This is a genomic window from Halorhodospira halophila SL1, from assembly GCF_000015585.1.
GTDB classification, from domain to species: Bacteria; Pseudomonadota; Gammaproteobacteria; order Nitrococcales; family Halorhodospiraceae; genus Halorhodospira; species Halorhodospira halophila.
In genome coordinates this window covers 1,223,749-1,246,547 of sequence record NC_008789.1, presented here as the reverse complement: position 1 = coordinate 1,246,547, position 22,799 = coordinate 1,223,749, and the positions used below count along the sequence as shown (strand labels likewise).

General features: G+C 69.2%; 20 protein-coding genes and 2 tRNA genes. 5 read left to right on the top strand and 17 right to left on the bottom strand.

Annotation, left to right across the window (positions count from 1 at the left end; all coding sequences use genetic code 11):
- Positions 1-77: 77 nt before the first annotated feature.
- The 7 genes from HHAL_RS13285 to HHAL_RS05815 all read right to left on the bottom strand — a co-directional run bounded on the left by HHAL_RS13285 (position 78) and on the right by HHAL_RS05815 (position 7,773).
- On the bottom strand, positions 78-767 hold the full coding sequence (locus HHAL_RS13285; protein ID WP_144446104.1) for a hypothetical protein: 690 nt from the start codon (positions 765-767) through the stop codon (positions 78-80).
- 67 nt (positions 768-834) lie between these two features.
- Positions 835-1,981 (bottom strand): IS3 family transposase gene (locus tag HHAL_RS05845; RefSeq protein WP_200343002.1). Its coding sequence is split into 2 segments (ribosomal slippage): positions 835-1,656 and positions 1,658-1,981, totalling 1,146 coding nucleotides; the frame shifts between segments, so codons are not numbered across the junction.
- A gap of 513 nt (positions 1,982-2,494) precedes the next feature.
- On the bottom strand, positions 2,495-3,733 hold the full coding sequence (locus HHAL_RS05835; RefSeq protein ID WP_011813942.1) for a tyrosine-type recombinase/integrase: 1,239 nt from the start codon (positions 3,731-3,733) through the stop codon (positions 2,495-2,497).
- 276 nt (positions 3,734-4,009) lie between these two features.
- Positions 4,010-4,085: transfer RNA gene (locus tag HHAL_RS05830), tRNA-Phe, on the bottom strand.
- A 54-nt stretch (positions 4,086-4,139) separates the two neighbouring features.
- Positions 4,140-4,412 (bottom strand): oxidative damage protection protein, encoded by a 273-nt coding sequence (locus HHAL_RS05825; protein ID WP_011813941.1) that lies wholly within the window; start codon positions 4,410-4,412, stop codon positions 4,140-4,142.
- 81 nt (positions 4,413-4,493) lie between these two features.
- Positions 4,494-5,570 (bottom strand): A/G-specific adenine glycosylase, encoded by a 1,077-nt coding sequence (mutY, locus tag HHAL_RS05820; protein WP_011813940.1) that lies wholly within the window; start codon positions 5,568-5,570, stop codon positions 4,494-4,496.
- A gap of 4 nt (positions 5,571-5,574) precedes the next feature.
- Positions 5,575-7,773: an AsmA family protein gene (locus tag HHAL_RS05815; protein ID WP_011813939.1), complete on the bottom strand. Its 2,199-nt coding sequence runs from the start codon at positions 7,771-7,773 to the stop codon at positions 5,575-5,577.
- A gap of 120 nt (positions 7,774-7,893) precedes the next feature.
- Between HHAL_RS05815 and HHAL_RS13450 the strand changes: the two genes are divergently transcribed.
- The 3 genes from HHAL_RS13450 to HHAL_RS05805 all read left to right on the top strand — a co-directional run bounded on the left by HHAL_RS13450 (position 7,894) and on the right by HHAL_RS05805 (position 8,686).
- Complete coding sequence (locus tag HHAL_RS13450) at positions 7,894-8,034, top strand: hypothetical protein (protein WP_011813938.1); 141 nt, start codon at positions 7,894-7,896, stop codon at positions 8,032-8,034.
- Between the two features lie 5 nt (positions 8,035-8,039).
- Positions 8,040-8,579, top strand: coding sequence for a molybdenum cofactor biosynthesis protein B (gene moaB / locus HHAL_RS05810; protein ID WP_011813937.1), 540 nt, complete (start codon positions 8,040-8,042; stop codon positions 8,577-8,579).
- 30 nt (positions 8,580-8,609) lie between these two features.
- Positions 8,610-8,686: transfer RNA gene (locus HHAL_RS05805), tRNA-Arg, on the top strand.
- 15 nt (positions 8,687-8,701) lie between these two features.
- On the opposite strand, the gene HHAL_RS05800 is transcribed toward HHAL_RS05805, so the two are convergent.
- Together HHAL_RS05800 and HHAL_RS05795 are read right to left on the bottom strand one after the other, a co-directional pair.
- On the bottom strand, positions 8,702-10,012 hold the full coding sequence (locus HHAL_RS05800; RefSeq protein WP_011813936.1) for an NAD(P)/FAD-dependent oxidoreductase: 1,311 nt from the start codon (positions 10,010-10,012) through the stop codon (positions 8,702-8,704).
- A gap of 23 nt (positions 10,013-10,035) precedes the next feature.
- On the bottom strand, positions 10,036-11,055 hold the full coding sequence (locus HHAL_RS05795) for an alpha/beta fold hydrolase (RefSeq protein ID WP_049751466.1): 1,020 nt from the start codon (positions 11,053-11,055) through the stop codon (positions 10,036-10,038).
- A 164-nt stretch (positions 11,056-11,219) separates the two neighbouring features.
- On the opposite strand from HHAL_RS05795, the gene HHAL_RS05790 reads away from it, so the two are divergent.
- Complete coding sequence (locus tag HHAL_RS05790) at positions 11,220-13,253, top strand: transglycosylase SLT domain-containing protein (RefSeq protein ID WP_011813934.1); 2,034 nt, start codon at positions 11,220-11,222, stop codon at positions 13,251-13,253.
- Positions 13,254-13,359: 106 nt separating this feature from the next.
- Positions 13,360-14,412, top strand: coding sequence for an AI-2E family transporter (locus HHAL_RS05785; RefSeq protein ID WP_144446103.1), 1,053 nt, complete (start codon positions 13,360-13,362; stop codon positions 14,410-14,412).
- A 67-nt stretch (positions 14,413-14,479) separates the two neighbouring features.
- Here HHAL_RS05785 and HHAL_RS12585 read toward each other — a convergent pair whose 3' ends face one another.
- The 8 genes from HHAL_RS12585 to HHAL_RS12575 all read right to left on the bottom strand — a co-directional run bounded on the left by HHAL_RS12585 (position 14,480) and on the right by HHAL_RS12575 (position 22,709).
- A complete protein-coding gene (locus HHAL_RS12585) occupies positions 14,480-15,040 on the bottom strand; it encodes a Spy/CpxP family protein refolding chaperone (RefSeq protein ID WP_011813932.1) in 561 nt (186 codons plus the stop codon).
- A gap of 91 nt (positions 15,041-15,131) precedes the next feature.
- On the bottom strand, positions 15,132-15,512 hold the full coding sequence (locus HHAL_RS05775; protein ID WP_011813931.1) for an MAPEG family protein: 381 nt from the start codon (positions 15,510-15,512) through the stop codon (positions 15,132-15,134).
- A gap of 115 nt (positions 15,513-15,627) precedes the next feature.
- Entirely contained in the window at positions 15,628-17,007 is a 1,380-nt protein-coding gene (locus tag HHAL_RS05770) for an AMP-binding protein (protein WP_011813930.1), read from the bottom strand.
- Complete coding sequence (menC, locus tag HHAL_RS12580) at positions 17,004-18,005, bottom strand: o-succinylbenzoate synthase (protein WP_011813929.1); 1,002 nt, start codon at positions 18,003-18,005, stop codon at positions 17,004-17,006. Before menC ends, HHAL_RS05770 begins: the two co-directional genes overlap by 4 nt.
- Positions 18,006-18,007: 2 nt before the next feature.
- Positions 18,008-18,859 (bottom strand): 1,4-dihydroxy-2-naphthoyl-CoA synthase, encoded by an 852-nt coding sequence (menB, locus tag HHAL_RS05760; RefSeq protein ID WP_011813928.1) that lies wholly within the window; start codon positions 18,857-18,859, stop codon positions 18,008-18,010.
- Between the two features lies 1 nt (position 18,860).
- Positions 18,861-19,631, bottom strand: a complete 771-nt coding sequence (gene menH / locus HHAL_RS05755) for a 2-succinyl-6-hydroxy-2,4-cyclohexadiene-1-carboxylate synthase (RefSeq protein WP_011813927.1) — start codon at positions 19,629-19,631, stop codon at positions 18,861-18,863.
- A gap of 3 nt (positions 19,632-19,634) precedes the next feature.
- Positions 19,635-21,308 (bottom strand): 2-succinyl-5-enolpyruvyl-6-hydroxy-3-cyclohexene-1-carboxylic-acid synthase, encoded by a 1,674-nt coding sequence (gene menD, locus HHAL_RS05750; RefSeq protein ID WP_011813926.1) that lies wholly within the window; start codon positions 21,306-21,308, stop codon positions 19,635-19,637.
- 12 nt (positions 21,309-21,320) lie between these two features.
- The gene (locus HHAL_RS12575) at positions 21,321-22,709 is read right to left on the bottom strand and encodes an isochorismate synthase (protein ID WP_244857314.1); all 1,389 of its coding nucleotides are present in this window, start codon (positions 22,707-22,709) and stop codon (positions 21,321-21,323) included.
- Between the last annotated feature and the right edge of the window lie 90 nt (positions 22,710-22,799).

Genomic DNA, 22,799 nt, shown 5'->3' with positions numbered 1-22,799 from the left:
GCTGGTCGCCCCCACTGCGTAGAATCAAATTTCAAGCGCAACACCCGAGAAAAAAGAGAAGATTTTCGGCGTTCAGGCTAGAGGTTAGTAATAGCTTTGGTTGCTGCAATAATAACCTTGAGTGCATACATCCCACGAGCAGCTGCCTCATGGGATTGATTCGACTTGACGACGACTTCCCCGCGGGCCGCTACTTTATCTCGATTTGAGCGGCTTATCGTATGGGAGGGCTCTATGCAAAGCGTTTTTAGGGCATTCTGCCAGTAAGCGTGCTGACGGCTTGGGGATCCGGCATCAGGATTTCTAGAGGGGTGGTGGTGAACGACAAAGGCTTCGGCAATCCCGAGCCCTTCTGAAAACCTCTCCCAGCGCTTGAGATCCGGCAGACGATGAAAATGAACCGTCAGTAATGGCTCTTCAGGTTGATGGCCTTCCAAGTAGCTCTCGATAAGCTTTCTCTGCTCGCGTGCCGTGAACCCGGGTTTCTCTCTGGTCTCGGGGTTGCCGTGGAGTAGTTGCCAGGCCCGCCTAGCCATCTTCTTCTCCGATGGCGTGGTTGGTGGGTCGATGAGGTTGTCTCCGTTTTCGAGGTTGGCGGATCGGCACCTCAAACTCGGCGGCAGGCGGCGAAGGGACTCGACGTACCCCTCGAGCGTCTCGTCCGACCAGGGGTACGCAAACGGGGCCGCGAGGGCCTGACCCCGCTCATGCTGGTTGATGGCCTCGATGAGCAGAAGGAGGTATTCGACCGGGTGAGGTGGACCCATCCGTCTGGACAGGTAGCCGGGGTTCAGAAGTAAACCTCCGCCCCTGTCATTGGGCCGATGCCCGGGGTCATGCCAACCCATAGACCTCGGCCGGTGTTGCCTCGTCCAGGCCCTGATTGGGCCGGCGGTGGTTGAAGTATTCGAAATAGGTCTCGAGGCCTTTGAGCAGGTCGAGGACCTCCCGGAATTCGTGGAGGTAGACCAGCTCGTACTTCACGCTGCGCCACAGGCGCTCGACGAAGATGTTGTCGTAGACGCGCCCGCGGCCATCCATGCTGATAGCGACCTCCGCGGTCTTCAAGCGATTGGTGAACGCCTCGCTGGTGAACTGCGTTCCCTGATCGGTATTGAATATGCCGGGCATTCCAAAGCGCTGGAGAGCCGTGTCCAAGGCTTCCAGGCAGAACGCGGTGTCCAGGGTGTTCGACAGTTCCCAGGCCAGTACAAAGCGGCTGTGCCAGTCGATGATCGCCACCAGGTACATGAACCCGATCGGCATGGGTACGAACGTGATATCCGCCGCCCATGCGTCGTTGGGTGCTCGAGGTGGATGGTCGCGCAACAAGTACGGATAGACCGGATGCTGAGGCTGCTTGCGGCTCGTGTGGGGCCCCGGTGCAATGGCCTGCAGCCCCATTTTGCGCATCAGTCTCTGGATGCGCTTGCGATTGACCGGCCACCCCCGCCGGCGCAGCGCCGCGGTCATCTGCCGGGAGCCGTACCACGGGGTATCCAGATACTGCCGGTCGATCGCCTCCATCAAGGCGAGCTCCTCGCTGGAGACCGCCACCGGTCGGTAGTCATAGGTGCTCCGCGGCAGTCCCAGCAGCCGGCATTGCTGCGCGACCGAGAGCTGCGGATGATCGGGCTCGATCAAGCATCGCCGGTCACGACTCCGGGGGGGGTGCATTTTTTTTCAGCCAGGTCAGCTCCATGTTCAGCCGGCCGATCTGCTCGTAGGCTTGGGCCAGCTCAGACTCCTGGTGCTTCTGCGCTTCCCTGGCCGCTCCGCTCTGGAAGAGCTCACCGGCGTTATCCCGCAGCTGCCCCTTCCACTGGGCGACCTGCGTTGGGTGGACCCCATACTCGCGAGCGAGCTCCTGGCTTGTCTTCATGCCCTTGAGCGCCTCGAGGGCGACCCTCGCCTTGAACTCCGGACTGTGACGTTTGCGCTTCGCTGCCATGGTCCGAGAACCTCCGCGTGCTGGTGCCATCGTAACGCGGAAGGTTTACTTCTCGGCCTGTCCAGATTTTGGGGTCCACTTCACCTTTAGGCACCATGGCCGCCGCCCCGGCGACGCCGTCCTCCGTTCGCGCTATTCGAACATCGCCGCGGACCGCTGGCTGCTCTACGACTACCTGCTGTTGTCTCTTAACGCGATTCTCGCCCGGTTACCCCGGGTAGCGTCGGCTGTGGATGATCGCCTCGGCGCGGCTCGGGCCGATATGGACGACCTCGGCCCTAGCGCGGGGCGGGGTTGAGGTCGATACAGCTTGCCTATGCGGAGCTCTGAAGCGACGCTCCTTGTTCAGTAGCCGCTTGGTCGGGGCTGTCGCCATCGCCGCCGGCGAGCAAATTGCCGTCCTGTTCAGCAGCAGCCTCTCATTCCCTGGAGGCATCGCACGTCAGCTCGGCGGCAGTTGAGGCGACAGACCGTGACGCGGATGTCATAAACACAACGGCCGGGGAGGCGGTGACCCGCGCAAGCGACCGTGTGGGCAACCGACTAACGGTCCCGGTCAGCCGTTGGCTCTGTGTCGCTTGCCTCCCGAAGCTCGTCCAGGTAATCGGCCCACTGCTGCAGCATGACGCCACGTTGCTCGATCCATTGAGTGCGGTTGTAGGCGCGGCCGTGGGCGTCGCGAACCCGGTGGCCCAGCTGCATCTCGACGATTTCGATCCCCCAGCCAAGCCGTTCGACCAGGATGGTGCGGGCGGCTGCGCGGAAGCCGTGCGCCACCATGCGCCCGCCATAATCCAGGCGCTTGAGCGCGGCCGTGAGGGTGTTGTCGCTAATCGGCCGATCCGGGGTCCGTCCTGAGGGGAACAGATAACGGCTGCTGCGACTGATCGGCTCCAGCTCGCGGAGTATGGAAATGGCCTGCCTTGGCAGCGGTGTCACCAGGGGGTCACCGTCTTTGCTTGGCTGGTAGTCCCAGGTGCCGCTACTCAGATCGAACGCCTGCCACTCCGCGGCTCTTAGCTCGCCGGGCCGGCAAAACACGATGGGCGCAAGCTGCAACGCGGCGCGGGTCGTGGGCTGCCCGCGATACCCGTCGATAGCCCGCAGCAACGGCCCAAGTTCCGCTGGCTCCGTGATCGCGGGGAGGTGGCGCGTCTTTGGCGAGCGCAGCATCCCCCGCAGATCTGCAGTGGGGTCGCGGCTGCCTCGTCCGGTAGCGATGGCATATCGGCATACCTGCCCAATGAGGGTCTTCACGCGGTGCGCGGTCTCAACGTGCTCCAGCGCCTCGATACGCCGAAGTGCTTCCAGGACGTCGGGTGGTTCAATCGCGCTCACTGGCCGGCGGCCAAGCTTCGGGAAGGCGTATTGCTCCAGGCGACGAAGATTCCGGTTCGCGTGGGACGCAACCACCTTGTGCCGGTGGACAGCGTCCCACCACTCACGTGCGACGGCCTCGAACGAATGGGTGTCGGCGGAGGCGGCTGCCGAACGCTGCGCCTTGCGTTGGTCAATCGGGTCGATACCGTCGGCAAGTAGCGCGCGCGCCTCATCACGGCGCTCCCGCGCCTTGGACAGCGGAACGTCGGGGTAGACCCCCAGTCCCATCGTCGCCTCGCGCCCTGAGGGTCGCCGGTAGCGGAACTGCCACTGCTTGCCGCCGTTGCTCTTGACCAGGAGGACCAGTCCGCCGCCATCAGTGAGCTTCAGCTGCTGCTTGCCCTCGGGAGGCTTCGCCGTTCGGCACTGGCGATCCGTCAGCTTGTTGGTTCCGCGACCCATACCCCCCTCCCGTGATCCCTGCCTAGCGGGGACGACACGCCCGCCGTGAGCAGCCGCAAGGGCCGCTTCGGGCGTCGGGTTGTGGGTACTGAGCGCCGCCGCGGGCATGGCTTTGTGGGTAGTGGGGTCTCCCGCGGTGGGTACTACCCGCTCCAGTACCCACTATGATGCTAGCTGACCCTGGATGGCTTCGAACAGCGTTAGACCCCAAATGCCCGTATAGAGCGGCTTTCAGGAGGGGTGCGGGACGTCCGTGTACGTTGCGAGGGAAGGAGATGGTGGCCGGGGACGGAATCGAACCGCCGACACTGAGATTTTCAATCCCATGCTCTACCGACTGAGCTACCCGGCCAACGGCTGCGTATTCAAGCTGAAACGGCCCCCGGAGTCAAGGGGCGGGGTGGTTTCAGCTGTGGTCGGGGCTGAAATCCGGCGGCGGCGCCGAGCCCTGGCCGAAGAAGAAGTTCTCCATTTCGCGCTCCAGGAAGGAGCGGGCCTTGGGGTCGGCCGGGGTGAGCCGGTACTCGTTGATGAGCATGGTCTGCTGCTGCACCCACATGCTCCACGCCTGTTTGCTGACGTTGTCGTAGATCCGCTGACCCAGCTCGCCCGGGTATGGCGGGCGGTCCAGCCCATCCGCCTCCTGTTGGAGCTTCACGCAGTGCACCTTTCTCGACATGCTGCCCTCTCGGTGGGTGTGAGCGTCCGGATAGTGTACCGATCCGGTCCATGTTGCCGCCAGCGTTCTGCGGTCTCCGGCTCAGGCTACCGGGTAGCCGGCGTCGCGAAGGATGCGCAGGATCGGTGCAGGGAGTCCGGGCAGGGTATCCTGCCCCGGCCGGAACCAAATCCGCTGCGGATCGGGTTCGCCGATATCGGGGGTCGCCGCGTTCCAGCGCAGCCGAGTCGGCTGCATGATCAGCTCGAAGTGGGTCAGCGCGTGGTGGCGGGCCGGTAGGTCTCCGGCGGGTTCGCAGCGTGCGCCCAGGCGGAGGGCCCGTGTCACCGGGTCCTCGCTGGGCGGGCACTCCGGCAGCGACCAGAGTCCGCCCCAGATCCCGGTGGCGGGGCGGCGCTCCAGCAGCAGGGCATCGGCGTGTTCGATCAGCAGCAGGCGGACCTCGCGCCGAGGGCGCTGACGTGCCGGACGGGGGGCCGGGTAGGTCTCCGGGTTGCCGGCGGCCCGGGCCGTGCACGACGCGGCCAGTGGGCAGGCGTTGCACGCCGGGTCCCGCGGCGTGCAGACCAGCGCCCCAAGGTCCATCAGGCCCTGGTTGAAGCGGCGGCACTCCGCCTCCGGGGTCAGCGCGGCGGAGAGTGCCCATAGCTGCTTGGCCACCGGGCTGCGTCCGGGCCAGCCCTCGACGCCGGCGAGCCGCGCCAGCACCCGTTTGACGTTGCCGTCGAGGATCGGGGCCGGCTGGCCGTGGCCCAGCGAGCGGATTGCGCCGGCGGTGGAGGGCCCGATGCCGGGCAGTGTCTGCAGCGCCGATAGTTCGGCCGGCAGCTGCCCCCCCCAATCCGTCTGGATCCGCTGCGCCGCGGCGTGCAGGTTGCGGGCGCGGGCGTAGTAGCCCAGGCCGGCCCACAGCGCGAGGACGTCATCCAGCTCGGCCGCGGCCAAGGCGGCGACGTCCGGGTAGCGTTCCATGAAGCGCTCGAAGTAGGGGACGACGGTCTCCACACGGGTCTGCTGCAGCATGATCTCGGAGATCCACACCCGGTAGGGCGTGGCCGGCTGCTGCCAGGGCAGGTCGTTTCGACCGTGCTGCCGCTGCCAGGCGATCAGTTGCTCCTGAAGTGCCTGGCAGCGCTCCGGTGTGGCCCAGCGGGACATCCGCTCAGCGAAGCCGCCGCAGGATGCTGTCCGCCTCCTGACGGATGCGCTCCTCGGCGCGGTCGGTCTGCTCCTCGAGCTCCTGTTCAATGCGCTCCCGGAAGCCCTCGCGGATCTTCTCCTCGGCCTCGTCGAGGCGCTGCTGGGCCTCGCGCAGACGCCGGATCTCCTGCTCGGTCAGCGCAGCGCGGAGGTCGAAGCGGATGCGTGGGCTGAACAGGTCTCCGCTGAACTCCAGGGGCACGGTGACGTCCTTGAGTTCGCGGATCGGGCGGCCGTCGGCGTCCTCCAGGTTGTCGATCACCGATAGGCGTACGCGGTAGTCGATGGTCTCCCTGAGCAGGTTGGCGTGACCGGCGCCACGGGCGCGAAGGATCGGCGATTCGGCGCGCAGGTTGTCGTTGTGGATCTCGCCGTCGCGCAGCTCGAAACTGGCCGAGAGGGAGCCGAAATCCGTGCGTGCCTCGTCCTCCGGCGGTTCGGGCCGGGGCTGGGCGCGGACGCGGGCTACACCCTCGCGGAACATGTGCGGGATGTTCAGCCCCAGTACGGCCCCCTCGGTGACATTGAGCTCGGCATCGCCGCGGAAGTCCTCGATCAGCTGTTCAAGGTTCTCGCCGCCGCCCTCGCCCTGCAGGGCGAAGCTGCCCCGCCCGTGGAGCCAGTCCCGTTCGAGGAGATCCTCGAGCAGCGGCGCGAACTGCACCTGGTCCAGGCGGTGGTCGAGTTCGAAGTACGGATAGTCGCCGCGTGCGTCGAGGAAGGTGTCGGCGCGGTAGTCGCCATCATAGAGCCGGGCCTCGAGGTCGGCGATGCCCACACGGCCGTCGCTGCCGCTGAAGTCGCCCCGGACCTCCTGCAGGGAGAGCCCGGAGAGGATCAGCTGGCCGATCTGCAGCCCGCCGTCGAGCTCCAGGGTGCGCAGCGGCTCCAGCGGCAGATCGAGGGCGATCTCTTCCAGGTCCGGCAGCCCCGCGTCGGGTGCCGTCGGCTCGTCGACGGCGCGCCGTTCCTCGGCGGGCAGGTACCGGTCCAGGTTGATCTCGTCCACGGTCAGATTGAGCGTGACCTCGGGGCCGGTCCAGTCGTCCACCCCGCCATCGAGGTCGATCCGCGTGTCATCGAGGTCCAGACCGAATTCGGGCAGGAGCAGACGCTGGCCGTCGAACTCGATGAGGCCGGCACCGCCCACGCGGGTCATTGCCGTGGGGTCCGCCGGGGTGGGCAGGCCGATGTCCAGCCGGCTGAGGGCGGTGCGCAGGTTGAACGCCGGCAGTTGCCAGTCGAGCTGACCGTGGGCCCCGGTGCCGTCCAGCTCCAGATCGGCCGCTGCCTCCAGGGCGATCCCCGCCCCGGTGACTTCCAGCTCCGGCCACTCGATCCGCAGGGGGGCGCCCAGGCCGATACGGCCGTTGCCGGTCACGCCCAGGCGCTGCTGCCGACCCGGCACCTGGTCCCCCTGAGCGTCCACCAGCATCTCCAGCCCGTCCAGGTCGAGCTGTTCCATGGCCTGGTCCAGGGTGGCCTGCAGGCGCAGCTGTCCGTCGATCCTGGGCAGCTCGGCGCCGTGGCCGAGCCAGCTGGCCTGCAGGGCCACCGGCTGGCCCAGTCGCAGTGCCTCGACATCCAGGTCGAAGCGCTCGACCTCCTTGCGGTCATCGATGCTGCGGTCTTCCCAGAGCAGCTGACCGCGGCGGACCTGCAGCCCGCCGAAGGCGGCGTCGCGAAGCATGGGCGGCAGCTCGCCCGCCGGTGCCTCCTCCTCGGGGTCAGCCGGCGGGGCTTCGTCATCGACGAGGCGCGCCACCAGGTCCTCCCAGTTCCCCTCGCCCTCTTCGTTGACCATCAGGCGGGCGACGGGCGCCTCGATGCTTAACAGCCGGGTCTCCAGCTGGCCCCAGAGCAGCGGCAAAAGTCGGACGGCCGCGTCGGCCTGCTCCACCTCGAGGAAGGGGTCCTCATGGAATCCTTCCCGGTCGGCGAGGGTGACGCGCCCCACCTCCAGGCCCAGCCAGGGGAAGAAGGAGAGTCGGATGTCCCCTTCGATGGTCAACTCGCGCCCGGTTTCCGCTTCGACGGCCGCCGCGATGTCGTCGCGATAGTCGTTGGGGTCGAAGACCACGCTGACCAGCGTCGCTGCCACCACCAGCAGGGCGAACAGCCCGACCACGGCGAAAAGGAGCCACTTGAGTATCCGGAGCATAACCGAGTCCTGCATTGACCGTTTCCGATGGGCGGGCATTCTACCGTGTTACGCCGTGAGGTCTGCCCCTCGGGATACGCCGGCTGTTATCGTACTGGTAACGTCGCTCAGGAGTCCGCCATGCGCTTGTACCTCTACCTGGTCGTCGGGCTGATGATCCTCATGCTGGTCTGGACGTTCTTTCTCTGGGATCCCGAGGAGATGATCCCGCCGGCCACCGAGCGTGAGGCACCTGTCCACCCCGAGGAGCAGCAGGAGTAATCAACGTGGCAGGACATGCCGGCGACGTGTTTCAGCCCCTGGCCCTGGCGGTGCTCACTGTTTCCGATACCCGCGGGCTGGCCGAGGACACCTCCGGGGCGGCCCTGGCTGAGCGTCTGCAGGGGGCCGGTCACGTTTTGGCTGGGCGCGTGATCGCCCCGGACGACCGCTATCGGATCCGCGCCGAGGTCTCGGCATGGATCGCCGATTCCCGGGTGGACGGGGTACTGATCAGTGGCGGCACGGGGCTGACAGCGCGCGATGTGACGCCGGAGGCGGTGCGTCCGCTCTTGGATCGCGAGATCCCCGGTTTCGGCGAGCTGTTTCGGCAGCGCTCCTTCGAGGAGATCGGCAACGCGACCCTGCAGTCACGGGCCGTGGCGGGTGTGGCCAACGCCACGCTGATCTTCGCCCTGCCCGGATCCACCGGCGGATGCTGTACCGCCTGGGATCGGGTCCTGGCCGATCAGCTGGATGCCCGCACCCGCCCATGCAACTTCGCGACCCTGCTGCCGCGCATGCGCGCCTCCGAACCCTTGGCGTAGCGGCCGAAATTCGGTAGGCTACACCTCCTACCGCCCGTAGCTCAGCCGGATAGAGCGTCGGCCTCCGGAGCCGAAGGTCGCAGGTTCGAATCCTGCCGGGCGGGCCACCTTCCCGATCCTGCCTAGGCGGCAGATCCCCCTCCCTGATCGGCAAGCACCGCGTCGGCGGCGAGTGCGCCCGAGCGTAATGCGCCGTGCTGGGATCCGTGGGCGCGGTGATCGCCGCAGGCGTAGATGTCACCTCCGAGCCGCGCCGGCTGGTACGGGTGGGTCAGCGCCGGCGGCGTCTGAACCGGCTGTCCGTAGGGGATGCGTTCCAGGCGCAGCGGGCGCCAGTGATCCACCCCCGGCCCGAACCAGTCGCGCAACTGTCTGACGGCCTCGCGTTGTAGGGAGGGGTCGTCCCGGTCCTGCCCCTCGCCGAGCACAGTGGCACTGACCAGGTGCCAGCCAGGCGGCGCATATTCGGGGGCCACCACACTGGGTGCCGCCAGGTGCAGTATGGGCCCTTCCCCCTCGCCGTTGAGTACGATCAACGGTTCGGTCACCGGCGGTTCCGGCGCGGCGAACTGCAGGCAGGTTACTGGCCGGCCCGCGGCGGTGGGGTGCCCGGTCAGACGGGTGAAGGCTGGCCCGTCGGTGGCGACCACGACGGCATCGGCGCTCAGTTGCTCGCCACCCGCCAGCGATACGATGGGGCCCTGCTCAATGCCCTGTGCGGCAGTCCCAAGGCGCAGCCTCACCCGGTCGGCGGGGAGTTGAGCAGCCAGCTGGCGCGGCAGGTCGCCGACGCCGCCGGCGGGGATGGCTGCATCGCCCTCGGCGAACATGCGGAAGACGAAGTTCAGCAGTCGGGCCGAGGTCTGGAGTTGGGGGTCGAGGAGAACGCCGCCGAATAGCGGCCGCAGGAAGCGCTCGACCATCCGTGCCGAGAAGCCCTCCGCGGCGAAGGCTTCGGCGCTGCTTTGCTGCGGCCCGTACAGGGGACGCTCGGCATCGCCGCGGCGCAGGCGGGCCCGCAGGCGGGCGATGCGTAGCTTGTCGCCGAGACTGCCCACCGGGGCCTGTAGGGTTTTCAGCAGCGCCTGCGGGGCGCGGAACGGATCGCTGAGCCGGTGCAGTCCGCCCTCGGTGCGGATCAGGGCGCCGGGGGCGTACCGGCGCAGCTGCAGCGCGTCCAGGTCGGCGCGGCTGCGCAGCTCCGGGTAGGCGGTCAGTAGCACCTGGAAACCGCGGTCGAGCTGGAAGGCCGGCTCCTCGCCGCTCGCCGGGCTGCCGTCCAGCCGCAGGCGGTCGGTGCGAACGCGTCCGCCTACCTCGTCGCCGGCTTCCAGCAACTCCACACGGGCGCCGCCGGCCGCTAGATCACGTGCTGCGGCGAGGCCGGCCAGGCCGGCGCCGATGACAACTACTTGCGGATTCTCCCGGGGCATCCTGCTCCTCCGTCGGTGCGGGCCTAGAGGTCGTGTCGCTCCCGCCACTGCTCGATGGCGGCCGCCGTTTCGGCCGGACACTCCTCCTGCGGGAGGTGGCCGCAGGCCTGCAGTTCCACGCGCTCGGCGTTGGGCAGGGCGTCGGCCACCCGGTGGGAATCGGCTGCGGGGATGACTTCGTCCTCGACGCTGATGATGACCTGCGTCGGGGTCTCGACCCCCTCCAGAGGGCCGCGTACCTGCAGGGCGTCGGTCAGCGAACGGTGCATCAGTTGCCCCCAGGCACGGTCCCAGCCGGCCATGGCGGTGTGCAGGCTAAAGCGTGCCTCCCGCTCCGGGGTGATGGCGTCGGTATCGTAATAGGAGCGTTCGAGCAGTTCGGTGCTCCGGCCCAGCCAGCGCCCGCCCAGCAGGCTGAGGCGCTTGGCCTGCGGCAGCTGCGCCAGCCATTTCGGTAGCGTGGGTCGTTCGAGGGCGGCCATGGGGTTGATCAGCACCAAGCCTGCGACCCGTTCGGGGGCCTGCCGTGCCGCCTCCAGGGCAATCACCCCACCGGCGGAGTTGCCCACCAGCACCGCCTGCTCCTGCCCCAATTCGTCCATAAGGCTGAACAGGTGGGCGACGTCAGCCTCGAGGGTGAAGGGGTTCGGCCCCTCGCCGCGGTAGTCGGGCTTATCACTCAGGCCGTAGGGGATCTGGTCGTAGGCCACGGTATAGCGGTCACTGCCCAGGCTCGGGAGCAGCGGTTCCCAGGTCACCGTGCTGAAAGAGAAGCCGTGAAGCAGCAGCCACGCCGGCTTGTCGGAATCGGCGTGCTCCTCGCCGGCGGTGACGTAGTGCAGCTGCAGCCCGTCCGGGAACCCTGGGAACGGCACAGTGATGAAACGGCTCTGATCCCCGCCGAGCTCGCGGCCGTCCTGGACGCCGTCCGCCGGCTGAGTGGAGATCATGAATGGTCCGATGGCCAGGACCAGGGCGGCGAGCACGATCAGGCCGCCCACCACGATACCGATACCCTGCAGGATGGTGCCGACAGTCCCCACGCGCATCCCCCTTGCTGATGATCTGTCCGGGGCAAAGGCTACCACGGCCATGGCTGCACTTGTCCCTGCGTGCGGCGGCCTGTGCAGTTGACCTGCGGGGGTGCCGGCGCTAGCGTTCGGGGAGGCTTGGCTATCACGCGCACCCGCGCCGGAGTCCCGAGAGCATGGTCCCTTCCGGCGGTTATCGTGGCTTCGTCCTGGTCGCACTGTTCCTGGTCCTCGGCCTCTCCGCAGGGGTCGCCGGTCCGGATCGGGGCTGTCCGGACGCCGACCACGGTGAACGCTTCCACGAGGCCCTGGAGGCGGCCCGGGACGATGATTGGTCCCGGGTAGCGGAGCTGGAGCCCTGCCTGGGTGATCCGCACCCGATGGCTGCTTACCTGGAGTTCCACCGCCTGCGCAGCGCCCTGCCCGAGCTCGATCCCCGGCGGGTGGTGGATTATCAACAGCGCCATGCCGATACGCCGCTGGCCGATGTCCTCAAGCGCGTCGCCGTGCGCCGTTACGCCGAGGCCGGGGATGACGCGGCGGTGCGTCGGGTCACCGACGAGCCGCCGTCCCGCCTGGCGTTGCGTTGCCACTGGTGGCAGGCCCATCTGGAGACGCGCCGGGGCGAGGCCCTGGCCTTTGCCCGGAGTGCCTGGCATGCCGGGGTGTCGCGGCCGGCAGCCTGCGACGGCCTGTTCGAGGCGGCCCGCGAGGCTGGCGTCATCGATGATCGGGCCGTCTGGCAGCGCATGCGCCTGGCCTTCCGCAATGACCAGCCGGGACTGCTGCGTTATTTGGAAGGTCTGCTCGGCGGCGAGCGTTGGTTGGCTGCCGCCGAGTGGCTGTACCGTCTTGAGCAGCAGCCGACGCGGGTCGGTGACGTGGATGAGGGGTTGCCACCGCGCCTGCGCCGTCAGGTGACCGCCGACGGGCTCTACCGGCTGGCCCGGGAAGACACGGTGGCGGCCCGCGAGTACCTGGAACGGATCGGGGAGGATCTGCCGGATCTACCGGCCGGCGAGCGCCGGGAGGTGTTCGAGCGCGTCGCCTGGTACTCGATCATCCGCGGCGTCCCCGAGAACCGGGGGTGGGTCGACCGCTGGCTGGCCGAGCACGGCGGCGAGGAACTCCTGGAGCAGCGCATGCGCCGCGCGGTGATCGAGGAGCACTGGACCGACCTGGTCTTCTGGTCGGCGCGCCTGTCGGAGGGGTCCGTCCGCACCGCCCGTTGGCAGTACTGGCTCGGGCGGGCCCAACTCGAGTTGGGCGATGCGGCACGGGCTCGGGAGCATTGGCGAGAGGCGGCCGGGCAGCGCTCCTTCTGGGGGTTCCTGGCCGCCGAGCACATCGGTCAAGCCTATGCGCTACAGGAAGTGAGCTCGGAGCCGGATCCGCCCGCTCCGGATCCGGCGTTGCTGCGGGTGCGCCTGCTCTACCAGGTCGGGGAGTTGCGTCTGGCCCGGGACGAATGGGGCCGCCTGTTGCAGGATCGCGGTGCGGCCGAGCAGCAAGCCCTGGCGGCCCACGCCTACAGGCAGGGCTGGTATGAGTTGGCCATAGCGGCTGCCAATCGGGCCGGAGCGGTCGAGGCCCTGCAGTGGCGCTTCCCCCACGCCTACCGCGACGCCTTCCAGCGGGTGGCGGCGGATACCGGCGTCGAATCGTGCCTGTTGATGGCAGTGGCTCGACGCGAATCGGCCTTCCATCGTGATGCCGTCTCTCCGGCCGGGGCCCGCGGACTGATGCAGCTGCTGCCAGGAACCGCGCGGCAGTTGGCCGAGGAGGGTGGCCGGCCAGGGCCGGATGTGGGCGGACTATTCGATCCCGAGCTCAATGTTCGCCTGGGCGCCGAGTACCTGCAGAAGCTGCTGGAGCGGTTCGATGGCAACCGGCTCAAGGCCCTGGCGGCCTACAATGCCGGCCCGAGCCGGGTAGCCGGTTGGCTGGAGCAGGAAGGGCGGCCGCTGGACGTGTGGATCGAATCGATCCCCTACCATGAGACCCGCCGCTATGTGCAGGCGGTGCTGGCCTACCGGACCATCCTGGCCCATCGTGGCGGGCTGGAGCAGGTGGCGTCAGTGGTCTCCCGCGACGAGGTGGCCCAGGTGTACGGTGAGGCCGTCGACGGTCGCGAACCGGCGGCGGTGCGCCTGAGCCGGAACCCGATGGGTGAAGCGATGCCCCCGGGGGATGGCCGCCGGGAAGACTGAGTTGCCCCCTGTGCCCCTGTTACCCTGATCCGGGTTGGCCCGGCGCGGCTTGGCCGCGCCGGGGCGTATCCGTGTGTGGAGTCGCACCAGCGTTAGGGAAACGGACGTGACCATACTGAACCAGAACGGGGGGCCCTCCACCTGGCATTGGCTGGTGGGCGGAGCTGCTGTCGTGATCATCCTGGCCGGGCTCCAGGCGGTCTCCGGCATCGTCAATCCACTACTGCTGGCGGCGTTCCTGGCCATCGCCTCGGCGACGCCGCTGAACTGGATGCAGCGACGCGGCGTGCCCGCGGTCTTGGCGGTGATGATCCTCTTCCTTGGCGTGGGGCTGCTCTTCTTCCTGCTCTTCCACGCTCTGCGTGGCGCGGTGGAGACCATGGCCACCCAGGCGCCGGAGTATCAGGAGCAGTTGACCATCGTCTTCGGCCAGCTGCGTGAGTACGTCGTATCCATGGGGGTGCCGCCGGAGAGCCTCCCCGAGCAGATTCCGCTGCCGGCGGTGGGGACGCTTACCGATGCGGCGGCGACGGTCGCCAGCGGTATCGGTCAGTTTACGGCGGCCACCTTCCTGGTGCTGCTCGCCTTCATGTTCCTGCTCCTGGAAGAGAGCACGTTGCCCGGCAAACTCTCGGTCGCCTTCCCCGCCAGCCGTCGGGCGCGGGTGCGTACCCGGCGGTTCCTGCGCGCGGTCGATCGCTACATCTTCATCAAGAGCGCCACCAGTACCCTGACCGGCGTGATCATCGGTACCGGGTTGTGGCTCATCGGCGTGGATTTCCCGATCCTCTGGGGGATCTTCGCCGGGCTGCTGAATTTTATCCCCACGGTGGGGTCGATCATCGCCGCCGCCCCTGCGGTGGCGGTGGCCCTGCTCGGTGGGGGGCTGCTCGATGCGGTGCTGACGGTGGCCCTGTATGTGGCGGTGAACGTGGCCATCGGCAGCATTACCGAGCCGCGCCTGATGGGGCGCACCCTGGGGCTGTCGCCGCTGGTGGTGCTGATCTCGTTGATGGTCTGGGGGTGGGTGTTCGGGCCGGTCGGGATGTTGCTGTCGATCCCGCTGACCATGATCGCCAAGCTGGCCCTGGAGGCGCAGCCAGAGACTCGCTGGATCGCCGTGCTGCTGAGCGACCGCGCCGATGAGCGGATCCGCTGACAGCGGTTAGACCGCCGCCGGATCGGGTGAGCCGGATCCGGCGGCGGATAGCGGTCGGTCCCAGCGGTCAGCGCCGCGGGCCGAACTCCTTGCGGAAGCGCTCGCGCTGCTCGTCGTCGAGCAGGCCGATCATCTCGTTGCGCATGCGCACCCGCTCGGCGAGCAGCTCGCCCTGGAGTTCGGACATGCGCCCGTGGAGTTCCTCGATGGCCTCGGGGTCCGGCCGTTCGACCGCCATCAGCTCGGCCATGTCGTCGCGCATCTCGGCCAGCTCGACCCCCACATGGGCCTCGAACTCCCGATAGGCGCGGCGGAGCTTACGCATCTCGGCGAGCTTCTCGCCTTCGAGTTCCAGGTCCCAGAGCGGGGTGCGCGGGTCTCCGAACCCGCCCTCGAACCCCCCGCGCATCCAGTCCCAACAGGGACCGTAGCCCAGTCCGGACCCCATGCCCATACCGGGCTGCTGCATGGCCCCGGCGCCCGGTCCGGCCGGGCCGGGCCCGAAGCCCTGCCCCATGCCGTCTCCACGCTCGACCTGCGCCGCGGCCAGTCCGCTGCCGAGCAGTGCCGCGGTGGCGAATGCGACCAGCGGGGCGGCCCTGCCGCCGTTACCAATTCGTCCTACCATGGTCTTGTCTCCCTTGATTCTCTCCATCGATACGGGACTGGGGCAGTCTAGCGATTGCCCCCGAACCCTCCCAAGACGGGCGGGCAGCGGTTCAGGCCGCCGCTGCGGCCAGGAACAGGCCGATGATGCAGGCGAACGCGGCCATCCAGGCCAGGCTGCGCAGGTTGGCCTGGTCACCGATATAGAACAGCCCGTAGGCGATGCGCAGCAGGACGAAGAGCACCGCCAGGGTGTCGATCAAGCCCTGCGCGGCCCCGACCTGGTGGGCGATGATCACCGCCGCGGCGAAGGGTGGGAACGCCTCGTAGCCGTTTTGCTGCGCCCAGTGGGCGCGTTTCGGCCACCCCTCCTGGCGGTCGAGCCACTCCCGGGGTCGGGCGTTGTCGAACTGCCCGCCACCGAATTTGGCGGCGCCGGCGAAGGCCATGGGGAGGATGGCGGCGACGAGGACCATCCAGTAGCCGAGGGACATGGGCATCTCCTTGCGCTGGCTGCGGTCCCCGATCCGAGGACCTACGCTGCCAGTCTAGGGCAAATCTTGTCCCTGCGCCTACGGTCCGGTGGTGGGCAGTGGCTCGCGCCTGGGTTCAGGGGGCCTGGTCGCGCAGCCGCTCGGCGCGCTCGATCAGCTCGGCTCGGCGGACCTTGAGCCCCCCGGAGTCGGGCAGTGGATACCAGGCCACGGGGGTCATGTGGGGGCTCAGGCGGGCACGCACCCACGCCCGCAGGTCGGTGGCGGGGAGTGCGTCGTCGCCGGTCTTTACGAAGGCGACCGGGCGCTGACCGAACTCCCGATCGTGGCGCGGGACCACCACGGCCTCGCGGACCGCCGGGTGCTCGCGTAGCACCCGTTCGATGGCCTCGGGCTGGATGTTCTCGCCGCCACTGATGAACTGGTTGTCGCGGCGGCCGAAGACGGTCAATCGTCCCGCCTGCCAGTGGCCCAGGTCGCCGGTGGAGAACCACCCGTCGGCATCGGTCAGCGGGGCCACGGTGCCGCGGTCGAGGTAGCCGAGGCACAGGGTATCGCCGCGGACGCGGATCTCGTCGTGGTCGATGCGCAGCGCCCGGTACGGGAGGATCCGGCCCCCGCCGTGCAGTGCCGGCCAGGTGGCCACCTGGGCGGTCATCTCGGTCAGGCCGTAGCTCATGTAGCACGGCAGGCCGCGCGCCTGCGCCTCCTCGAGCAGTTCGGTGGCCACCGGGCCGCCGCCGAGCAGCACGCAGCGCAGCTTTGGCAGGGGGTCACCGGCGCCGCGCAGCAAGCGGTGGAGCTGCGTCTCGACCATCGACACGTGGCTGACACGGTAGGCCGCCAGGAACGTCGCGTCCTCGCTGCGTCCCCCGACCACCATCGGCACCCCGGCCTCCAGGCAGCGGAAGACAATGCCCAGCCCGCCGACGTGGAAGAGCGGGAGCGAGAGTAGGTAGCGGTCCGGGGGGCTCAGCGGCAGGTAGTCGATCGCCCCCTGGGCGCTGCGCACATAGTTGGCGTAGCTATGGGCCGCGATCCGCGGTGCTCCGGTGGATCCCGAGGTGGCGACCCCAGCGCAGGGGGCATCGGGGCGGAAGTGCCTGTGCAGGCTGCTGGCCGGTTCACCCGGGGGGGCGTGGCCGGTGTGTTGAAGCTCGGCGCCCGGCGCCGGGATCCGGCCGGCGATGCCGTGTTCGGCCAGGAGTTGTTCCAGGGCGGGCTCCGGCATGCGCTCCGAGACCGGCAGTACGCGGGCCCCGGCGCGCAGGATCGCCAGCCAGTCGATGACCCCGGCGGTGCTGGTGGTCATGCGCAGCGCCGTCCACGTCCCGGCGCCGAGGCCCTGCGCCTGCAGGGCGGCGGCCCGCTGGCTGACCGCGTCGTCGAGGCCCGCGAAGGTGTAGGCCTGTCCCGGCTCAATGATCGCCGGGTGGTTCGGCCACTGTTGCCTGGCACGTGTTAGGCGGCATGGGAAGGCCTCGGAGGGGATCATAGCAGCGGTACCTCCGGGCTGAGCTGCTCGCGGGAGCGTACCGGCTTGGCGGCGTGTCCGGGCTGACTGTGCAGGGGGGCGAGCAGGGCCTCGGGCCAGGCGCCGAAGGTGTCCAGCCCGGGCGTGGTGCGCACCCCCCAGTGGGCGGCCAGACGGGCGTAGAGGTCCAGGGTGAGGTTGCTCTCGAAGGCGGCGCTCAGGACCACCGGCACGCCGGCGTCGGTCGCCGCGTCGATCCACGCCCGGGTGCGGCTTAGTCCGGTCAACATGGGCTTGAGCACCACAGCGCCGAGGCCGGGTGTGGTCAGGTCCGCCTCCGGGGCTTCGCGCAGGGTCTCGTCCCAGGCGAAGGGGATGGCGGTCAGCGAGGGCCAGCCGGCGTAGGAGGTGCCGGGCTGCAGGGGCTCTTCGAGGAAGGCTACCCGTTCGGGGGTGAGGCCGGCGCAGAATCGGGCGGCCTGCTCGCGGGTCCAGCTGCGATTGGCGTCGAGCCGCAGATGGGTGGTCGGCGGGAGGCGGCTGAGCAGCCGCACCACGCGATTCTGGTCCTCCTGCACGGTGGCCCGGCCCACCTTCACCTTGACGCAGGGGCCCGGTGGGGGGTCGGTGGGCGTCTGCTCGTGGCCCACCAGGCGGCAGCTGGCCACCTGCGGTGTGCTGCCGAGGGGCGTGGTCAACTGCAGCCAGCCGGCCTCCAGACCGAAGCGTGCGGCGGGGGGCAGTCCCTGAAGCGGCGCCGACTCGCCGGCGCACGCCTGCTGCAGAAGGTGGCCGGCCTCCCCCGCTCCGGCGGCGAAGAAGCGCCGGCAGGCATCCATGCACTCGTCCAGGCCCTCGGCGCTGAACCCCGGCAGCGGGGCGATCTCCGAAACCGCCCGCCGCCGGTCCTCGGTCTCCCAGAACAGCAGCGCGCCGTGACGCTCGGTGACCGGCGCCGTGCCAGGGCGCAACGTCACCCGGTAGCGGCAGAGCTCGACCGAGCGCAGCCGGGCGGTCACGATCAGGGGTTGTGCTTGAAGCGCCGGAAGTCCGGCTTGCGCTTCTCCAGGTAGGCGTTGCGCCCCTCCTGCCCCTCTTCGGTCATGTAGAAGAGCATGGTGGCGTTGCCGGCGAGCTCCTGGATGCCGGCCTGACCGTCCACCCCAGCGTTGAAGGCGGATTTGAGTGCGCGCAAGGCGATCGGCGAGTGCTCCAGGATACGCTGGCACCAGGCGATCGTCTCCTGTTCAAGCTCCTCCAGGGGCACCACCGTGTTGACCAGGTCCATGGCCTGTGCCTCCTGGGCGTCGTACTGACGGCACAGGAACCAGATCTCCCGTGCCTTCTTCTGGCCGACCACGCTGGCCATGTAGCTGGCCCCGAAGCCGCCGTCGAAGGAGCCCACCCGCGGCCCGGTCTGGCCGAAGCGGGCATTCTCGGCGGCGACGGTCAGATCGCAGATCAGGTGCAGGACGTGGCCGCCCCCGATGGCGTAGCCGGCCACCATGGCGATCACCGGCTTGGGGCAGGAGCGGATGTCGCGCTGCAGGTCGAGCACGTTCAAGTGGTGCGTGCCCTGTTCGTCCTGATAGCCGGAGTCACCCCGCACGCGCTGGTCGCCCCCCGAGCAGAAGGCCAGGTCGCCGTAGCCGGTCAGGATGACAACGCCGATTTCCTGATCGAAGCGGGCGTCGGCAAGCGCCTGTTGCATCTCGAGGACGGTCTGCGGGCGGAAGGCGTTGCGCACCTCCGGCCGATTGATGGTGATCTTCGCGATCCCGTCGGCCTTGTGGTAGAGGACGTCGGTATAACCGCTGGAGCAGTCGGTCCAGTACAGGGCCGGTTTGATGGAGTTGGGATGCTCTTCGCTCATGTCAGGGATGCTCACCGGTGCAGATGCTTTGAATGACTGCGGCCACCGCCTCCGGGGCCTCGGCGTGGCAGTTATGCCCGACGCCATCGAGTTTGGCAACCGTCAGCCCGGGGGTTTGTGCGGCCAGGCTGTCGGCAATGGCCGAGAACTTGCGGTCACGCTTGCCGGCGATGTAGGCGCAGGGCGCCGACAGTCGGCGCAGTGCCGGACGTAGGTCCGGTTGTCCCGATAGGCTGGCGGCGCGCAGCGTTGCCGCCAGGTGCTCGGGGCGGTGCCGGGCGCGGCGCTGGATCAGCGCCTGGCGGCGCGGGTCGCTCAGATCCGCGAAGACCGGCTGGCGATACCACGCATCCAGGCTCTCCTGCCACGGCCCGGTCTCAAAGCGCTGCGCCCAGGCCGCATCGTGGCGGCGGCGTTCCTCGCGCGCCGTGGCGTCCTGCAGTCCGGGGTGGGCGCCCTCGAGGATCAGGGCGCTGAGCCGATGCGGGTACCGGTCGGCCAGGGCCAGGGCCAGGCGTCCGCCCAGCGAGTAGCCGACCAAGGCGAAGCGCGGTGGGAGCTCCGGGACCAGCCGCGCCCACAGGGTGTCCACCAGTGCCTCGAAGGTCGTGGCCGGAGGTAGGGCACCATCGTGTCCGGGCAGGGGCGGGGCCCAGCAGCGCAGGGTGGGGGGGAGGGCCGCGGTTACCGGCTGCCACTCCTCGGGGTCGCCAAGGAAGCCGTGCAGAAAGACCAGATCGACGGTGCGGGTCGTGGGCACCGGATCCGCCATGGCTCACAGCGCCTCGAGCGTGCGGAATAGGTTGGCCATCTGTTCGCTCCCGGCGCCGGGCGGGCAGGCCACCTCGATGACGCTGCCGCCGGGACGGGTGCACGCCTCGCGATGGGCTGCCTCGAGGCTGTCGCCGTCGGTGCACTGCCAGTAGGGCAGGCGGAATTGTGCGGCGGCCTGGGAGAACCCGTAGCCGTGGGGCATGCGGAACAGACGGCGGTGTGCGTCGTCGCCCTCGCTGCGGGCCGGCAGCAGATCGAAGATGCCGCCACCGTCGTTGTTGAGCACCACCACTACGCAGGTGTGCCGGGCCTGGTCGAGCAGAGCCAGGCTGTTGAGGTCGTGGAGGGCCGATAGGTCGCCGATCACCAGGGTGACGCCGTCCGGGTGGTGGTGGGCGAAACCCGCGGCGGTGGCGATCAGTCCGTCGATGCCGCTGACCCCGCGCTGGGTGACGCAGGGATTGCCGTGCTTCGCCACGGCGAACAGGTCGACGGCCCGGATGGGCAGGCTGTTGCCAGCGAACAGCGCCATCCCCGGGGGCAGGGTCCGGCTGAGTCGCTCGGTGGCGGCTGGCTCGGCGAATGGCTCGTTGGCCAGCGCTGCAGAGCGGGTCTCGGCCACTCTGGTCAGCGCTTCGGTGAGCCCGGGCAGCGGTGGCTGGGGCGCGGCGGGGCGCAGGGCCCGGGCCGCGGTGGCGATATCCGCCTGGACGGTGGTGGCCTGCCAGTCGGGATCCAGGTCGTGGTCATCCCCGGTGATCAGCCAGCGCTGCGGCGCGTGCTCGGTCAGCCACGCCGGCAGGCGGCGGCCGGTGAGCCGGCCGCCGAACTGCACCACCTGGCGCGCCTGACCCAGGGCCGCGCGGCCGGCGGCGGTGGCCAGCAGGTGTTCGGCCCCGCCGAGGATGCAGGGGTGTGCGCGCAGGCGCAGTTGGCTGCTGGGATCGGCGAGGATCGGGATATTGCCGGCAGCAGCGGTCTCGAGGACTGCCTCGGCCTCCTCGGGGTTCAGTCCGCCGGCGACGAACAGCTGGGGCGGCTCTGCCGGGCCCAGGGGCGGCGCAGCCGCCCGGGGGGCGCGCCGGGGTGGCAGCGGCGGCGCCACCGGAGGGTGTTCCGTGCCGCCGTAGAGCGGCTCGCGCAGCGGCACGTTCAGGTGGATCGGGCCGGTGGCCCCGGCGCCCGTGGCCTCGGCCAGGGTGGCGTCCAGGCGGCGGTTCAGCCAGTGGCCGCAGAGCGTGGCCTCGGGGGGTGGCAGGGCCAGTGCCGCGCGCACCAGGGGGGCGAACAGGTCTTCCTGCGGCATGGCCTGGTTGGCACCGCAGTGGTGCAGCTCGGGGGGGCGGTCGGCGGTGATCACCACCAGGGGTAGGCTACTCTGCCTGGCCTCGGCCACGGCGGGGTGGAGGTTCGGCGCTGCCGTTCCCGAGGTGGTGATCACCGCCACCGGTCGCCGGCTGGCGCGGATCAGGCCTAGGGCGTAGAAGGCCAGTCCGCGCTCATCGAAGTGGGTGTGCAGGGTCAGGTCGTCGCCACGGTCGGCGCGTCGCGCCGCGGCCAGTGCCAGGGGAGCGCTGCGGCTCCCAGGGGCGATGCAGACGTCGTGCACGCCGTGACCGCGTAGCCGATCGAGCAGGCTGCCAGCCCAGGTGGCGTTGAGGTCCTCGGTGCGCAAGCCGCCCCCCGGCTAACCCTGCACGGCAGAGAGGAAGGATTCGATCTTGGCCTCCAGCTCCTGCCACTCGGCTTCCGGCTCGGATCCTCGGACGATGCCTACGCCGGAGTAGCACCAGGCCTGGTCGCCGGCGACCAGGGCCGAGCGGATGGCCACGGCCAGCTCCGAGGCGTCGCCGGAGAGCAGGCCGATGACTCCGCTGTACCAGCCGCGGTGGAAGCCCTCCTGACGGCGGATCAGGTCCTGGGCACGGCGGCGCGGGAAGCCGCAAACCGCCGGGGTCGGGTGGAGGGCATCAAGCAACTGGTGATCGCCGACCCCCGGGCGCAGGGTGGCCTGGATGGGCAGTCTGCGGTGCTGGATGCGGTCGAGCTTGAGCACGCTGGCATGTTCCGGCGCGTCGATCCGGATCGCCCAGGGCTCGAGTTCCCCGCGGATGTAGCGGGTGACCCAGGCGTGCTCGCGGACCAGCTTGGAGTCCTCCCGCAGGGAGGCCTCCAGCGCCGCATCCTCGGCCTCGGTCTCGCCGCGGCGCACGGTGCCGGCCAGGGATTCGGTCTGGACGGACCGGCCACTGCGGAAGAACAGGCGCTCCGGAGAGCACCCCATGAAGATTCGTCCGGCGTGCTCGATGGCGAAGCAGTAACTGCCATCGGTGATCGCCGACCAGCGGCGTAGGGCGTTAAAGGCGGCCAGCGGGCGGTCCAGCCGGAGCGCCACCTGCCGGGCCAGCACCGCCTTATGCACGTGGCCCTGTTCGATATCGTGGAGGATGGCCCGGATGCGGCTGCTGCACTCGGCGAAGTCCAGATCCTCATCGCGTTCGATGACCCGGGAGGGGCGGTGCTCGGCCTCGGTGGTCGGGCGCAGACCCTCCAGGAGTGCGATCAGTTCGTCCTGGCGGTGCTGCAGCTCGCTGGCGCTCTCGGCGTAGAGGTTGGCGCTCAGCTGCTGGCCGGCGCTGGTGCCCTGCAGCTCCAGCGCCGGGAGCAGGGCGAGACTCGCCGGGAAGCCCTGCCACTCGCCGGCACCGGCCTGGCCGTCGAAGGAGAAGGCGCAGAGCAGGTGGACCCCGGGGTGCTTCGCCAGGGCCTGGGCGCGGCGCAGCAGGGTCGGGTGGTCGTCCGGGGAGTCCGCCGTGTACTGCCAGGCTGTACCGATACCGGCCAGGCGGATGGTCCCGGCCCGGTCCTGCCAGTAGGAGCGTGAGGCCAGCGGGTTGGTCTCGAGCCAGACGAGCGGATCCATCTCCGGGAAGGACACACTGGCCCGCAGGAGCCCCGGGTTGTTGAACTGCCACTGCCGCACCTGCGCAAGCAGGTCCTCGATGGCCTGCTCCGCAGGGCCGCGGGGCTTCCCTCGATGGTGGCCGGCATTACCGCTCGGCGGAGTGCTCGGCACGTTGGCACATTGCGGGCTTTGAGGCATTGCGATCCAGGGTTGGTGGTCCTGCGCCCGGGACGGATCGAGTTGTTGCGCAGAGCTTATACA